The organism is Aquipuribacter sp. SD81, from assembly GCF_037153975.1.
Classification (GTDB): Bacteria; Actinomycetota; Actinomycetes; order Actinomycetales; family JBBAYJ01; genus Aquipuribacter.
In genome coordinates, this window is record NZ_JBBAYJ010000023.1 from 36,920 (window position 1) to 51,441 (window position 14,522).

13 protein-coding genes and 1 pseudogene are annotated in these 14,522 nt (G+C 76.5%); 7 read left to right on the top strand and 7 right to left on the bottom strand.

Annotated elements, in window-relative coordinates:
* Positions 1-11 precede the first annotated feature (11 nt).
* Both WAA21_RS13980 and WAA21_RS13985 read left to right on the top strand, forming a co-directional pair.
* Complete coding sequence (locus tag WAA21_RS13980) at positions 12-1,436, top strand: ATP-binding protein (RefSeq protein ID WP_336923435.1); 1,425 nt, start codon at positions 12-14, stop codon at positions 1,434-1,436.
* 201 nt (positions 1,437-1,637) lie between these two features.
* A complete protein-coding gene (locus tag WAA21_RS13985; RefSeq protein ID WP_336923436.1) occupies positions 1,638-2,315 on the top strand; it encodes a hemerythrin domain-containing protein in 678 nt (225 codons plus the stop codon).
* Positions 2,316-2,350: 35 nt separating this feature from the next.
* On the opposite strand, the gene WAA21_RS13990 is transcribed toward WAA21_RS13985, so the two are convergent.
* The 4 genes from WAA21_RS13990 to WAA21_RS14005 form a co-directional block, all read right to left on the bottom strand.
* Positions 2,351-5,791, bottom strand: a complete 3,441-nt coding sequence (locus tag WAA21_RS13990; RefSeq protein ID WP_336923437.1) for a BTAD domain-containing putative transcriptional regulator — start codon at positions 5,789-5,791, stop codon at positions 2,351-2,353.
* A 60-nt stretch (positions 5,792-5,851) separates the two neighbouring features.
* Positions 5,852-6,532: a hypothetical protein gene (locus WAA21_RS13995; protein ID WP_336923438.1), complete on the bottom strand. Its 681-nt coding sequence runs from the start codon at positions 6,530-6,532 to the stop codon at positions 5,852-5,854.
* A 112-nt stretch (positions 6,533-6,644) separates the two neighbouring features.
* Entirely contained in the window at positions 6,645-8,042 is a 1,398-nt protein-coding gene (locus tag WAA21_RS14000) for an NAD(P)/FAD-dependent oxidoreductase (RefSeq protein ID WP_336923439.1), read from the bottom strand.
* A 135-nt stretch (positions 8,043-8,177) separates the two neighbouring features.
* On the bottom strand, positions 8,178-8,750 hold the full coding sequence (locus tag WAA21_RS14005; protein WP_336923440.1) for a hypothetical protein: 573 nt from the start codon (positions 8,748-8,750) through the stop codon (positions 8,178-8,180).
* Between the two features lie 83 nt (positions 8,751-8,833).
* On the opposite strand from WAA21_RS14005, the gene WAA21_RS14010 reads away from it, so the two are divergent.
* The 3 genes from WAA21_RS14010 (at position 8,834) to WAA21_RS14020 (ending at position 10,284) form a co-directional block, all read left to right on the top strand.
* Positions 8,834-9,598 (top strand): isocitrate lyase/PEP mutase family protein, encoded by a 765-nt coding sequence (locus WAA21_RS14010; RefSeq protein WP_336923441.1) that lies wholly within the window; start codon positions 8,834-8,836, stop codon positions 9,596-9,598.
* A gap of 66 nt (positions 9,599-9,664) precedes the next feature.
* A complete protein-coding gene (locus WAA21_RS14015; protein ID WP_336923442.1) occupies positions 9,665-9,916 on the top strand; it encodes a type II toxin-antitoxin system Phd/YefM family antitoxin in 252 nt (83 codons plus the stop codon).
* On the top strand, positions 9,913-10,284 hold the full coding sequence (locus WAA21_RS14020) for a type II toxin-antitoxin system VapC family toxin (RefSeq protein WP_336923443.1): 372 nt from the start codon (positions 9,913-9,915) through the stop codon (positions 10,282-10,284). The genes WAA21_RS14015 and WAA21_RS14020 overlap by 4 nt, the downstream gene beginning before the upstream one ends.
* A gap of 11 nt (positions 10,285-10,295) precedes the next feature.
* On the opposite strand, the gene WAA21_RS14025 is transcribed toward WAA21_RS14020, so the two are convergent.
* Positions 10,296-11,186 carry an LLM class flavin-dependent oxidoreductase gene (locus tag WAA21_RS14025; protein ID WP_336923444.1) on the bottom strand — a complete coding sequence of 297 codons (891 nt, stop codon included), beginning with the start codon at positions 11,184-11,186 and terminating at the stop codon, positions 10,296-10,298.
* 34 nt (positions 11,187-11,220) lie between these two features.
* Positions 11,221-12,243: pseudogene (locus WAA21_RS14030) on the bottom strand (DNA glycosylase AlkZ-like family protein).
* A 52-nt stretch (positions 12,244-12,295) separates the two neighbouring features.
* Between WAA21_RS14030 and WAA21_RS14035 the strand changes: the two are divergent.
* The gene (locus WAA21_RS14035; protein WP_336923445.1) at positions 12,296-13,228 is read left to right on the top strand and encodes a nucleoside hydrolase; all 933 of its coding nucleotides are present in this window, start codon (positions 12,296-12,298) and stop codon (positions 13,226-13,228) included.
* Here WAA21_RS14035 and WAA21_RS14040 read toward each other — a convergent pair.
* The gene (locus WAA21_RS14040) at positions 13,219-14,121 is read right to left on the bottom strand and encodes a Gfo/Idh/MocA family protein (protein ID WP_336923446.1); all 903 of its coding nucleotides are present in this window, start codon (positions 14,119-14,121) and stop codon (positions 13,219-13,221) included. The two genes, WAA21_RS14035 and WAA21_RS14040, sit on opposite strands and share 10 nt — an antisense overlap.
* Here WAA21_RS14040 and WAA21_RS17970 point away from each other — a divergent pair.
* Positions 14,120-14,506, top strand: a complete 387-nt coding sequence (locus WAA21_RS17970) for a pentapeptide repeat-containing protein (RefSeq protein WP_442893295.1) — start codon at positions 14,120-14,122, stop codon at positions 14,504-14,506. The two genes, WAA21_RS14040 and WAA21_RS17970, sit on opposite strands and share 2 nt — an antisense overlap.
* Positions 14,507-14,522: the final 16 nt, after the last annotated feature.

A 14,522-nucleotide genomic window follows, 5' to 3' on the forward strand; every position in this document is an offset into this window, starting at 1 on the left:
AGGAGGCCGCCATGGCGGTCACGCTGACCAACGACGAGCTGCGCGCGCTGTTCCTCTTCGAGGCGCTCGACGACGACAAGCTCGAGTGGCTGCGCACGCACGGCGAGGTCGTGTCGTACGACGCCGCGGACTCCGTCTTCGCCGAGGGCGACCCGGCCACCTGCTTCTACGTCCTGCTGTCCGGCGAGGTGTCCGTCACCCGCAACGTCCGTGGCGACCAGGTGGAGACGTCCCGCACCTCGCAGGTCGGCGTCTACGGCGGCGCGACGCAGGCGTACGTCGGGGAGCGGGGCACGACGACGTACGTCAACTCGTTCCGCGCCGTCACGCCGGCCACCCTGCTGCAGCTGCCGGCCGCGGAGTTCGGCGCCCAGGTGCGCGAGTGGTTCCCCATGGCCGTCCACCTGCTCGAGGGTCTGTACTTCGGTCTGCAGCAGAGCAACGAGCTCGTCGGGCAGCGGGAACGACTGCTCGCCCTCGGGACCGTGACGGCCGGCCTGACCCACGAGCTCAACAACCCGGCGGCCGCGGCGGTGCGGGCGACGAGCGCGCTGCGCGAGCGGGTCCGCAAGATGCACCACAAGCTCGCGATGCTCGCCGACCAGCAGCTGGAGCCGAAGGTCCTCACGGCCCTCGCGGGGCTGCAGGACGACGCGCTCGCGTGCGCGACGACGGCCGAGGACCTGTCGGCCCTCGCGGCGAACGACGCGGAGGACGAGCTCGTCGACTGGCTGGAGGACCGTGGCGTCGGGGCGCCGTGGGACCTCGCGCCGCCGCTCACCGCCGCCGGGCTGACCCCCGCGTGGCTGCAGCGCCTCGCCGACGAGGTGCCCGCCCACCTCCTCGAGAGCGGTCTGCGTTGGATCGTGTACTCGCTGGAGACCGAGCAGCTGATGAGCGAGATCGAGGACGCGACCCAGCGGATCTCGACGCTCGTCGGGGCCGCCAAGCAGTACTCCCAGATGGACCGCGCCGCCCAGCAGACCTTCGACGTCCACGAAGGCCTCAAGGCGACGCTCGTCATGATGGGGCGGAAGCTCGAGGGGCTCGAGGTCGTCAAGGACCTCGACCGGACGCTGCTCCCGATCCAGGGCTACCCCGGCGAGCTCAACCAGGTGTGGACCAACCTGCTCGACAACGCCGCCCACGCAATGACCGGGCCCGACGGGGTCCGCTCCGGGACGCTCACGCTGCGCACCCGGCGCGACGGGGACTCCCTCCTCGTCGAGGTCGGCGACACCGGCCCGGGTGTCCCGCCGGACCTGCGCCGACGCATCTTCGAGCCCTTCTTCACGACCAAGCCCGTGGGCGAGGGGACCGGCCTCGGCCTCGACATCTCCTTCCGCATCGTCGTCAACCGGCACGGCGGCGACCTGCGGGTCGAGAGCGAGCCGGGCGACACCCGGTTCCAGGTGCGCCTGCCGCTGCGCCCCTGACCGCGGGCCCGGCCCCAGCGACACATCCGACGGCCTCCGGCGGCGCGAAGCGCGCACCGCACCCGTTGCACGTGTCGTCGTGGCCACGGCCCGGCCTCAGCGCGGTCGCGGCGGCCGGGGGCTGCAAGCCGGGTGCAAGCCCGCTGCAGCGCGCCCGCCGCACGGTGGCTCCGACCACGCACCCACCCTCAGGAGCCCACCGTGAGCACGACCACGTCCACCCCGTTCGTCGACACCGACCAGATGGTCGCCGTCCACACCATGTACCGGCGGGAGCTGCGCCTGGCCCCGGCCGCCGTCCGCCGCGTCGCGGCCGGTGACGTGGCGCGGGCCGAGGTGGTCGCCGACCACGTCGCCCTCGTCACCCGCAGCCTCCACGAGCACCACACGACCGAGGACGAGCTGCTGTGGCCGCTCCTGCTCGAGCGCGTCCCGGACGAGCTCGCCCCCGTCGTCCACCTCATGGAGTCCCAGCACGAGACCGTCGACGCGCTCCTGCAGGAGGTCGGCGAGGCGCTGCCCCGCTGGCGCGCGACGGCGGCCGCCGAGGACCGCGACCGGCTCGCGGACCTGCTCGGCCGCGCCTACGTCCACCTCGTCGAGCACCTCGACGCCGAGGAGCAGCGCCTGCTGCCCATCGCGGCGCGCACGTGCACGCCGGCGGAGTGGAAGCTGCTGGGCTCGACCGCCCGCGCCAAGGGGCCCACGGGCGCCGACGGCATGGTCGTGCTCGGCATGATCGTGCAGGACGGCGACCCCGCGGCCGTGCAGCGGATGCTCGGCGACGCGCCCCCGCCCGTCCGGTGGCTCCTTCCCCGGATCGCCCGCCGCGCGTACCGCCGCCGGGCGCTCGCGGTCCACGGCACGGCGACCCCGTGATGCTCGTGACGGCGCCCGGCGCGCGGGCGGGCTGCTCAGGCTGCGCCCGCGCGTGCCAGCAGCGCGTCGGTGCGCTCGACCCAGCCCGGCAGCCCCATCCGCTCGTGCGCCTGCCGGGCGGCGAGCAGGTGCCGCCGCGCGCCCTCGACGTCGCCGGAGTGCAGCGCGAGCCGGCCGACGGTGTGGGCGAGGCTGCCGAGGAAGAACGACGACATGCCGCCGGCGGCGACCAGGTGCGCGTGCGGCTCGAGGCGCGCGCGTAGCGCGGCCACGGCGGCGGCGTCGTCGAGCTCCAGCCACAGCCACGCCCGCAGCACCGTCATGGTGGGCCACAGGTAGTCCTCGTCGACGGGCGGCTGGTCGGCCCACGCCCCGAGCAGCAGCCGCGCCTCGCGGGTCCGGTCGGTCCTCACCAGGTGCAGCGCGTACAGGTCGCGCAGGTGCTCGGGCGCGTGCTGCGCACCGGCCCGCAGCGCCGGCTCGAGCTCGCCGAGGCGGTCCTGGTGCAACAGGACGGCCAGTCGCTGGGCCATGACCACGCCGACGCCGGGCATCGCGAGCGTCTCCTCGAGGTGCTCCAGCTCGTCGAGCTCGGCGGTCGCGGCGCCCCACTCGGCCCGCGACTGCCGCACCACGCCCACGCCGTACCCCGCCACGAGGAGCACCGGCAGGTGGTGGTGGCGGCGGGCGAGCTCACGGGCGCGCACGAGGTCGGAGTACGCCTCGTCCCAGAGGCCAAGCTCGCCGCGGCCGGAGGCCCGCTTCGTCAGGGCCAGCGCGAGCCCGCGCCCGTCGCCCAGGCGCGTCGTCACCTCGACGAGCTCCTGCGCGAGCGCCGCGCGGTGGTGCGCGACGCCCATCCGGGACAGCGCGACGCACGCGACCTGGAGCACCGCCGCGACCTGCGCGGGCGTGCCCTCGGCCCGGGCGCGCGAGACGGCCGTGTCGACCAGCGCGGTCGCCGCGGGCAGGCTCCCCCGGTCGTGGAGGAGCTCGGTGGCGAGCGCGGCCTCGGTGAGCGACCGGGTGACGGGCGGGAGCGGGTCGATCGCGCCGGTGCCGCCGGTCGCCTCGAGCACCTCCTGCCACAGCGCGATGGCGTCGCGGTCGACGGCCGGGCGGAACCGCCACCCCCAGACGGCGTCCTCCGTGACGTCGAGCAGGGCGGCCGCGGCCGCGGTGGGGTCCCCGCGGTCGAGGGCGGAGCGCGCGGCGGCCGCCGCGGGGTGCCACGCCTCCACGGGGCGGGCGAGCCGTCGCAGCGCCCGCGTCTGGCCGACGAGCACGGCCTCCGCCTCGACGGCGTCGACGAGACCCGGCCGCTGGAGCGCGGCCGCGAGGCGGAACAGCCGCAGCGCCTCGGCGTGGGCGGAGCGGTCGGCGGCCTGCTGCGCGGCGGCCACCGTCAGCACCCAGGCCGAGCGGGCCTGCGCGGGGCCGGCGAGGCGGTAGTGCTCGGCGACCTCCGCGACGTGCGCGCCGAGCCGTCCGGCGTGGTGCTCCTCCAGCGCGACGGCGACGGCGGCGTGCAGCCGGGTGCGGGCCGGGGCGGGCACGTTCTCCCGGAGCGCGTCGGCGACGAGGGCGTGCACGAACCGGAACCGCGTCGGTGCGGCCTCCCCGACCGGCTCGAGCAGACCGAGGGCGAGGCCCGCCTCGACCGCGTCCTCGACGTCCTCGACGGGGCACCGGGCCGAGCGGGCCACGACGTCGACGTCGAAGCCCCGCCCGACGACCGCAGCCGTCGTCAGCAGCCCCGGCGCGGGCGCGTCGAGCTGCGCGAGACGCTGCCGGACCACGTCGAGGACCCCGCGGGGCACGCGCTGCCACGCCTCGCTGCCGGGTCGGGCGAGCGCCCCCTCGGCCCCGAGCAGGCGGACGAGCTCGGTGACGTAGAGGGGGTTGCCGCCGGTCCGGGCGACGAGCGCCTCGGCGGCGTCCCGGGTCAGGCGGACGCCGGCGTCGTGGTGCACGTACTCGCTGACGGCGTCGGCGTCGAGGCCACCGAGCTGCACCCGGACGACGTCGAGGCGGGCGAGCGAGCCGAGCAGCTCCTGCACCGCGGGCGGGGCGTCGGCCCCGGTGTCGCGCATCGCGAGCACGAGCACGGCCGGCACGTCGCCGACCTGCGCGGCGACGCGTCGCACGAGACGGAGGCTGTCGGGGTCCGCCCAGTGCACGTCGTCGAGCAGGAGCACGGACGGGACCGGCCCCCGCAGCGCCGCGAGCAGCGCGTCCGCGAGGCGCAGGCTCAGCGAGGCGGCGTCGACGACCTCGCCCCCGGGGACGGCGAGCACGTCCGTCCCGAGCGCCTCGCGTGTCGCGCGCGTCCACCCCCACATGGCCGGCCCGCCGTCGGCGTCCCACGTGCCGCGGCCGGTGCGGAAGCCGCGGGCCCCGGCGGCGGCCACGACCTCCGCCACGAACCGCGTCTTGCCGATCCCGGCCTCGCCGTGCACGAGGACGACGCGGCCACGGCCGGCTGCCGCGTCGCTGAGGGCGGCGTCGACGTCGGCGAGCGGCCGGTCGCGGCCGGCGAGCCGGCGTGGACGCACCTGCGGCGGTGCGACGGACGGGCCGACGGCCGGGCCGACCGACGGGCCGACCGACGGGCCGGCGGACGGGGCGACGGCCGGGGGGCCGGCCGGGGGGCCGGCCGGACCGTCGTGGCGGGAGGGCACGGCGTGCCGGCGGCCGTCCCCCTCGCCCCGCCGCGGCCCGTCGAGCTCGGGGTCCTGCCGCAGCACGGCGGCCTCCAGCGCCCGCAGCTCCTCACCCGGGTCGACCCCGAGCTCGTCGGCGAGGGTCTCGCGCGCCCGGCGCAGCGTCGCGAGCGCGTCGCCCTGCCGCGCACCGCGGTACTGCGCGAGCGCGAGCAGCGCCCAGCGCCGCTCCCGCAGCGGGTCGACGACGACGGCCCGGCCGAGCTCCGCGGCGACGCCGGCGCTGTCCCCGCGATCCAGCCGCAGCCGCCACGCCGCCTCCTGCGCGGCGGCGTGCAGCTCGCGGAGCCGGGTGGCCTCGGCCGCGAGCGACGGGCACCAGCCGAGACCCGGGTACGGCTCGCCGCGCCACAGCCCGAGCGCCTCCGCCAGCAGCCGCGCGGCGCCGCCCGGGTCCGGCCCGGCGGCGTCCTGCGCCCGCCCGACGAGGTCGGCGAGCCGGTCGGCGTCGACCTCGTCCACGGCGAGGGAGTACGCGCCGGGGTGGGTCCGCAGCCGGGTGGCCGGGACGCGGGCGCCGCGACCCGGCTCGAGCTCGCGGCGCAACCGCGCCACGTAGGACTGCAGCGACGCCTCGACCCGCGCGGGCGGCTCCTCGCCCCACACCTCGTCGACGAGCTGCTCGACGGGGACGGGCCGGCCGCCCGCCGCGACGAGCAGCCCGAGGAGCGCGCGGGGCTTCGGCCCTCCCAGGTCGGCGGGGCGCCCGTCGGCGAGAAGCACCTCGACGTCGCCGAGCACCCGGACCCGCATGCTCGGATGCTAGGTCCGGGTGCCCGGCCGGCGGGACGTCCCGCGCGAGGTCGTCGCAGGTCAGGCGACTGCGGCGCGCGCGACGCGGGGGACGGGCGTGCCGGAGACCGCGGCGGGGCGCTCCTGGCGCCCGCCGAGGCCCGTGGCGACGGCCCAGAGTGCGGTGAGGATCCCTCCGACGGCGAAGAACGGGGACAGCTCCGCCGTCGGCAGCACCAGCGTGAGCGGGACCGACACGGCGTGCGCGAGGCCGCCGACGACGCCTGGCACGGCGAGCAGCCACCGCCAGCCGCCCCAGGCGCGGCCGAGGCCGAGCGCGAGGGTGGCGAGGGCGAGTCCGCTCAGCGGGTACAGGACGGCGGCGAGCCCGATGTGGGTGAAGGCGACCGGCGCCGCCCCGCCGTGGGCGAGGGCGTGCGCGTCGACCGCCGAGGCGAGGTGCATGACGGTCTCGACGACGTAGAGCGCCCAGACGACCGTCGTCACGAGCAGCAGCCGGCGCACAGCGGTGGGCCACAGACCGGCGCGCAGCACGCTCCACAGTCCGAGCACGACCAGCACGGTGCCGACCGTGGTGAGCGCGTGCCCGGGGACCCACGCGGGGTCCGCCGTCATGACGGCGAGCTCCTCGCGCAGGGGGTCGGCGCCGTCGGACTCCGGGTGCAGGGCGCCGCCGGCGGCCATGGCGAGGCCTCCGGCGACGAGGGCGAGGCGCCAGGCGAGGGTGCGTGTGGTGCTCATGGTCGTGTCCTTCCGGTGAGGGTCGATGTCGGGACGACCCTCACCGGGGACACTTGCACCGCGCTTGACGACGGCTGGCAGCGGCCGGCCGTCGGGTCCGGGGACCCGGCCGTCAGGCGCGCTGGCGCTCCGCCTCGGACACGTGCGCGTCGGTGGCCGTGCCGCCGACGCGCTCCTTCTCGACCCGCTCGAGCACCGAGCGGGCGACGATCTGCTGCCGCGTGACGGCGCGCTGGGTGCGGCCCCGGCCGACGAAGCTGATCGCCCAGTGCAGCAGCGTCGTCACCCGGTTCTTGAAGCCGATGAGGTAGAGCAGGTGGACGAACAGCCACGCCGCCCACGCGACGAACCCGGTCAGGCGGATGCGCCCGATCTCGGCGACCGCCGCGAACCGGCTGATCGTCGCCATCGAGCCCTTGTCCCAGTACCGGAAGGCGCCCGGAACGGGCTTGCCCGCCGCGCGGGCGGCGATCGTCGCGGCGGCGTGCTTCCCGGACTGGATCGCGACCTGCGCGACGCCCGGCAGCCCGTCCAGCGCCATGAGGTCGCCGACGACGAACACCTCCGGGTGGCCCGGCACGCTCGTGTCGGGCTCGACCTTCACGCGGCCCGCGCGGTCGGTCTCGGCTCCCGCCCTCTCGGCCACCAGCCGGCCGAGCGGGTTGGCCTCGACGCCGGCCGCCCACACGACGGTCTCGGCGTCGATGCGCCGCTCCCGGCCGTCCTTCGTGCCGCGGACCGTGAGGCCGCTCGCGTCGACGTCGGTGACGAGGCCACCGGTGCGCACGTCGACGCCGAGCCGGCGCAGGCGGTCCGCGGTGTCGCGCGACAGCCTCTCGTCGAAGGACGACAGCACCCGGTCTCCGGCGTCGAGCAGCACGATGCGTGCGGTCGACGTCGCGATGCTGCGGTACTCGCCCGCGAGGGTGCGGTTGGCGAGCTCGGCGATCTGCCCCGCCATCTCGACCCCGGTGGGGCCCGCCCCGACGACGACGAAGGTGAGGGCGCGGTCGCGCGCCTCGCGCGTCGTGGCGAGCTCGGCCCGCTCGAAGGCCGTGAAGATGCGGGCACGGAGCTCGAGCGCGTCGTCGACGGTCTTCATGCCGGGCGCGTGCTCGGCGAAGCGGTCGTTGCCGAAGTACGACTGCCCGGCGCCCGCGGCCACGACGAGGCTGTCGTAGGGCAGCGACGTGGTGGTGCCCTCCCCCGCGAAGGTGACGGTGCGGGCCGCCACGTCGACGTCGAGCACGTCGCCGAGGAGCACGCGGACGTTGTCCTGCCGCTTGAGGACCTCGCGGGTGGCGGGGGCGATCTCCCCCTCGGACAGGATCCCCGTGGCCACCTGGTACAGCAGCGGCTGGAACAGGTGGTGGACGGTCCGGGACACGAGGGTGACGTCGACGTCGGCCCTCGCCAGGCGCTTGGCGGCGAAGAGGCCGCCGAAGCCGGAGCCGACGATGACGACCCGGTGACGGGTGGCGGCCGTGCGGCCGGTGGTGCTGGTGGTCATGGCGGTCCTTCCGAGCCGGGCTGCCGCCCGACCGCTGGGTGGTGGGGGAGCGCCGTCGCTCGGGGCTTGTGAAGCGTTGCACAAGCGTCAACGCCCGACGACCCCGCCCCCTTCCCCGGCCACGTGCACCTGGCCTCAGCGGCCGTGCTCCACCTCGAGGTGCGCCACCATGTCCGCGACGAGCTCCGGTGCGTCGGTGGAGAAGGACACGAGCGACCCGTCCACGAGGCGGAGCGCCACGAGCGTCACGCGGAGGAAGGAGAAGGTCCCGCCGGGGACGGCCCGTCCGACGTCCCACGACCGCAGTGCCGTCACGTCCCGCCAGGCGAGCCGGCCGGGGTGGAAGTGCGCCCGCCGGCGCTGGAAGGCCGTCGGGACCAGCTCCAGCGCCTCGGGACCGACCACGAGCGTGAGCCGGTGCGTGGTGTACGCCCACGCCCACCAGCCCCGCCCCGGACCCACGAGCTCGTCGCGGCCGTCGTGGACCTGCGCGGTGTAGGAGCGGGGTCCGGTGCCGCCCGCCTCCTCACGGCGCCGCCGCTCCCGCCTCGACCGCAGGACCTCGGCGACGGCGACGCCCGCGAGGAGCACGGCGAGCAGCCCCGTCAGCCACCACCGCTGGAGCAGGACGGTGCCGGCGAGGAGCCCCGCGACCGTCAGGGCACCCTTGCCGCCGAGGCGGTCCGCCAGCGACGCCCTCGGCTCCACGACGGCAGCGTAGGAGGGCCGTGCCCGGCCCCGTCCGAGCCCTGTGGACACGCGCCGGTGCGGACGGCGTGCGACCCTCGGCCATGACCACCGACGTCGCCGCCCGCGCCTCCGAGCTGCTCCGCCTCCACCACACCGGCACGACGCTCGTGCTGCCGACCGTCTGGGACGCGTGGTCCGCCCGGGCCGTCGTCGACGCGGGCTTCGAGGCCCTCAGCGTCGGCAGCCACCCGCTCGCGGACTCCCGGGGCCAGTCCGACAACGAGGGCATGACGCTCATCGACGCGCTCGAGGGCGCCCGGCGCATCACCGGCGCCGTCGAGGTGCCCGTCTCGCTCGACGTCGAGTCCGGCTACGACACGCCCGCCGCCGAGCTCGTCGAGCGCGTGCTGGACGCGGGCGTCGTCGGCATCAACGTCGAGGACACCGTGCACTCCGAGGGCCGCATGCGCGACGTGCAGGAGCACGCCGACTACGTCGGCGCCATCCGCTCCGCCGCGGACGACGCCGGTGTCGAGCTCGTCGTCAACGCCCGCACCGACGCCTTCCTCGGCAAGGTCGCGTCGTTCCCCGACCCGCTCGCGGAGGCGCTCACGCGGCTGCGTGCGTGCGAGGCCGCGGGTGCCCGGTGCGTCTACCCGGTCAAGGTGCCGGACGCCGCCACGGCACGGGCCCTGCTCGACGGCCTCGACGGTCCGGTCAACCTCACCGCGCACCCCGTGACCGGCGCACCGGCCGGCACCCCCGAGGAGCTGAGGGCGATGGGCGTGCACCGCATCACCTTCGGCCCGCTGCTGCAGACGGCGCTGACCGAGCGGGTGGGTGAGCTCGTCCGCCCATGGCGCTGAGTCCCGCGCGGCTGCAGCCGTTCTCGGGTGGTGGACTTAGTCCGACTTAGTCCATACGGTGGAGACATGACGCGCACGGTGAACGTCCACGAGGCCAAGACCCACCTGTCCCGGCTGCTGGAGGCGGTCGAGCACGGTGAGGAGGTGGTCATCGCGCGCGCGGGACAACCCGTGGCCCGGCTGGTGCGCGCGCGAGCCGGCGTGAAGCGGGTGCCGGGCGCGTGGCGAGGTCGGCTGGTGGTCGCCGACGACTTCGACGAGACACCGGATGCCGTCGTAGCGGCCTTCGAAGGCGACCTCGAGCCGCGAGTGCCGTGAGCCTCCTCCTCGACACCCACATCCTGCTGTGGTGGCTGGGTGACGACGAGAGGCTGCCGCAGCGGATGCGCGGGGCGCTCGCCGACGGTGAGCAGGAGGTGCTGGTGTCGGCCGCCTCGGCGTGGGAGATCGCCATCAAGGCGGCACTCGGCAAGGTGGTCGTGCCCGACGGCCTCCACGACGAGCTGCGTGAGCAGGGGTTCACGGAGCTTCCGGTCACGGTGGACGACGGGCTGGCCGCCGGTGCGCTGCCACCGCACCACGGCGACCCCTTCGACCGGATGCTGATCGCGCAGGCCCGGCGACGCGGTCTGCGGCTGCTCACCGTCGACCGTCGCTTCCGCGACTACGAGGTCCTGCTCTTCTGACGGTCGGCGGGTCACCCCAGCGACGGCAGGCGGGCCGCAACGGCCTCGAGGACGGCCTCGCTGCCCGCGTAGACGCCGGCGGCCCGCGGCCAGTGCGTGACGAGGTCGGTGAACCCGAGCGCCCGCGCACGCTCGTGCGCGTCGAGGAACACGTCCACCGAGGACAGCGCGTACCGGCCGACGTCGACGCTGAGGTAGCGGCGCGGCTCCGCGCGGGCGCGACCCACGGCGTCGAGGGCCTTGTCGAACCGGGCGCAGAGGTCCTCGACGCCCCGCCACCACGCGTCCAGGGCGTCGGGGCGGTCGTCGGCCTCGTCGCGTGCGGGACCCGTCGTCACCCAGCCCCCGCCGAGGCGTGCCGCGAGCGCCATGCCGCGCGGGCCGTTGGCGGCCACCGCGAAGGGCAGCCGGGGCGCCGACGGCCCGCCCGGCAGCATCCGCGCCTCGTGCGCGGCGAAGTGCTCGCCCCGCCACGTGGTCGCCGGCTGCCGCAGGAGCAGGTCGAGCAGGGTGACGAACTCCTCGAAGCGGCGGGTGCGCACGGCGCGCGGCAGCGGGTCGGTGCCGAGGACCGTCGCGTCGTACCCGCTGCCCCCTGAGCCGACCCCGAGGACGAACCGCCCGCCGCTGATGTCGTCGAGGCTCATCAGCTCCTTGGCGAACGGCACCGGGTGGCGGTAGTTCGGGCTCGCGACCCACGTGCCGAGGGTGATGGTCGACGTGACGGTCGAGGCGGCCACGAGGGTCGGGACGGTCGCGAACCACGGCTCGTCACGCAGCGACCGCCACGACAGGTGGTCGTAGGTCCACGCCGAGTCGAACCCCAGCTCCTCCGCGCGCCGCCACGTGCGGGCGGCGTCGGCCCAGCGCTGCTGCGGGAGGATGACGACACCGACTCGCACCCCCCGACCGTAACGACCGGCGCGTTCGGGCCGCTCAGCCGAAGCGCTCGACGTCCTCCGTCCGGCTGCGGGTCGCCGGCCGCCACACGCCGACCACCCGGCCGTCGACCACGACGGTCGGGCGGAACACCCCGTTCCCACCCGGCACGACGGCGGTCGCGTGCTGCGGGTCGAGGGTGGCGGAGCGGTCGGCGTACCCGAGGAGCAGCTCGTCGAACCCGGGCAGACGCAGCTCGCGGCGGGCCGCGGCGCGGCAGCGGGCCAGCTGCTCGGGAGTCGAGGGGTCCATGAGGAGCTCGACGCCGTCGAGCGTCACCACATCGAGGCGGTCACGGACCGCGGCGGCGCCCGCCCGCACCTCGCGCAGCCCGAGACCGCACCAGCGGGCGAGGTCGGTGACGGTGGCCGGGCCGTGGGAGCGGAGGTAGCGCTCGGCGAGCCGGGCCACGAGCTCCTCGCGGGACGCGTCCGCCGGAGGGAACCGCTCGTCGAGGGTCACGAGGCGCTGGCCGACGACCCTCCCGTCGTCGGAGCGGACCACGGGCCCCCACACGAGGTCGGCGGCCTGGCACAGGTGTGCGACGAGGTGGTAGCCGCGCTGGTCCCCGGTCGGGATGCCCGCGTCCTCCCAGCGCGCGAGCAGCTCCTCGCGCGTGAGGCCGCCGGGCGGGGCGCCGAGGGCGACCGCACGGGCGCGGTCTACCTCGGCCGGCGTCAGGCCCAGCTCCTCGTGCCGTCGGCGCGCCTTGGCGTGCTGCGCCCGGACGGTGAGCCCGAGGAGTCAGCGGACGTCGCCCGGCGTCACGACGTGGAGCGTCCCGCGCATGGGCCACGTGCGGACGACGTGCCCGGCGTCGAAGGCGTCGGCGACGGCGGCGGTGTCGCGCCCGCAGCGCAGCGCGACGGACCGCAGCGCCCCGGGCAGGTCCTGTCCCTGCAGCGCGAGCAGGTGCCGGACCGGCGCGGCCGGGTCGCGCGGGCCGTCCGGCGCGAGGCCGTGCGCGACGAGCCGCAGCAGCGCCACCTCGCCCCGGTCGACCTCGCGCGCGCTCGCCACGGGTCCACCCTCCCGCCGTCCACCGACAGCGCGGAGCGGGCAGGATCGGGCCGTGCCCGTCCCGATCGTGCTCGACTGCGACCCCGGCCACGACGACGCGCTCGCGCTGCTCCTCGCCCACGCCGACCCCGCCGTTGACCTGCGTGCCGTGACCGTCGTGCACGGCAACCAGACGGTCGACAAGTGCCTGCGCAACACCCTCGCGCTGTGCACGCTCGCCGGCATCACCGACGTACCGGTGGCGCGCGGCGCCGACCGGCCGCTCGCCCGGCCGCTGCGCGTCGCGCCGGACATCCACGGCGACAGCGGGCTCGACGGTCCGGTCCTGCCCGAGCCGACCGTCACGGCCGTCGAGGGCGGCGCGGTCCGGCTGATGCAGCGGGTGCTGGCCGGCAGCGAGGACCCGGTGACGGTCGTGGCGACCGGCGCTCTCACCAACGTCGCGCTCCTGCTGCGCGCGGACCCCGCGGCCCGCGAGCGCATCGGTGACGTCGTGTGGATGGGCGGCTCGACGGGCCGCGGCAACATCTCCCCGTACGCGGAGGCGAACGCCGCCAACGACCCCGAGGCGGCGCAGGAGGTGCTCGACTCCGGCGTCCCGGTGACGGTCGTCGGCCTCGACACGACCCACCTCGCGCTCGTCACGCCCGACGTCGTCGCGCGTCTGGACGCGATCGGCACACCGGTCGCGCGCGTGTGCGTCGAGCTCATGACGTTCTTCGCGACGACGTACCGCGACGTGTTCGCCATGCCGCACCCGCCGCTGCACGACCCCGTCGCGGTCGCGCGGGTGCTCGACCCGAGCCTGGTGCCGGTCGTCCGCACCAACGTCGTGGTGGAGACCGAGGGCCGCTGGACGACGGGGGCGACGGTCGTCGACCTCGACGGCTACAGCGGCCGGCCGCCGAACGCCCTCGTCGCGCAGGGCCTCGACGTCGAGCGCTTCTGGGACCGGCTGCTCGCGGCGGTGGCGACCTACCGCTGAGCGTCGAGCTGCACCTGGGCGTCGGCGAGCACGCGGACGACGTCGGCGCCGAAGCGCGCGTCGCACGGGTGCGCGGGCCCGCCGGCCGCGGCCCGGAGCAGGGCGGCGACGGCCAGGCCGTGCGCCTCGAGCGCGCTCGTGCCGTGGTCCGTGGGGACCGACGTCCAGCCGTGCTCGCCGTACACGTCGCACCGCAGCGCGGCGGCCTGCGGCGGGACGGTGAGGCTGAGGGTCACCGCGCTCGAGGGCGCGCCGGCGTCCTCGCCGTGCCGCAGCACGAGGTGGACGGTGTCGCCCGGTCCGCGCGCGGCCCGCACCGTGCGCACCGGCCCGAGCGCGGGCACGAGCACCGACAGCGCGTGGGGACCGACGTCCCACAGGGCGCCGTGCTCACGACGCCACGGGCTCGCGCCGAACGGGCTGCCGTCGGCGTAGATGGACCCGACCCAGGCGGCGCTCGCGCCCGTCCAGCCGCCCTGTGCGGCGAGCCCGTCGAGCCAGTCGACGACGGCCGGGGTGTGCCGTGCCGTCATGAACACGACCGAGGCCACTCCCGCGTCGGCCACGGCCGAGTCGACGGCCTCGGCCCGCTCGACCGTCAGGGCGGTCGGCTTCTCCAGGAGGACGTGGCGTCCGGCGCGGGCGGCGCGCTCGGCGAGCGGCGCCTGCACGTCGGGCGGGACCGCGAACGTGACGGCGTCGACCGCGTCGAGCAGGTCGTCGACCTCCGCCTCCCCGGCGAGGGCACGGGCACCGTGCTCGGCGGCGAGCGCGTCGGCCCGGCCGCGGTCCCTGCCCCAGACGGCGACGACCTCGGCCCCCTCGGTCGCGGCGACGCCCGCCGCGTGCACGTCGCGCGCCCACCCGCCCGTGCCGACGACCCCGAACCGCATGACCTGCAGCCTGCCACCCGAGCCACGGTCCCGGCGGACGCGGTCGCGCCGGTTGCGCCGGTCTGGCCGGTCGCGCCGGTGTCGCCGGTCGGGCGGTCGGGCGGTCGGTCCGGTCGGTCCGGTCGGTCCGGTCGGTCTGGTCGCGCGGTCGGTGTGGTCGCGCGTTCGGTCCCTACGGGCAGGTCGGTCGTGCACGACCGTCGGGGAGGGGTGGTGCGACGCGCTGGCTCACGCACGACCGTCTCGCGCACGACCGTCTCGCACGCGACCGTCTCGCACGCGACCGTGTCGCGCACGACCGTGTCGTGCGCGACTCAGGCGTGCGCGACTCAGGCGTGCGCGACTCAGGCGTGCGCGACTCAGGCGTGCGCGACTCACGTCGTGAGCACCATGCCTCCAGA

Bases quoted from the DNA above. Each gene is read 5' to 3' on its own strand.
- WAA21_RS13980 (WP_336923435.1), top strand. From the start codon at position 12: ATGGCGGTCACGCTGACCAACGACGAGCTGCGCGCGCTGTTCCTCTTC.
- WAA21_RS13990 (WP_336923437.1), bottom strand. From the start codon at position 5,791: ATGCGGGTCCGGGTGCTCGGCGACGTCGAGGTGCTTCTCGCCGACGGG.
- WAA21_RS13995 (WP_336923438.1), bottom strand. From the start codon at position 6,532: ATGAGCACCACACGCACCCTCGCCTGGCGCCTCGCCCTCGTCGCCGGA.
- WAA21_RS14000 (WP_336923439.1), bottom strand. From the start codon at position 8,042: ATGACCACCAGCACCACCGGCCGCACGGCCGCCACCCGTCACCGGGTC.
- WAA21_RS14010 (WP_336923441.1), top strand. From the start codon at position 8,834: ATGACCACCGACGTCGCCGCCCGCGCCTCCGAGCTGCTCCGCCTCCAC.
- WAA21_RS14015 (WP_336923442.1), top strand. From the start codon at position 9,665: ATGACGCGCACGGTGAACGTCCACGAGGCCAAGACCCACCTGTCCCGG.
- WAA21_RS17970 (WP_442893295.1), top strand. From the start codon at position 14,120: ATGACCTGCAGCCTGCCACCCGAGCCACGGTCCCGGCGGACGCGGTCG.
- WAA21_RS14040 (WP_336923446.1), bottom strand. From the start codon at position 14,121: ATGCGGTTCGGGGTCGTCGGCACGGGCGGGTGGGCGCGCGACGTGCAC.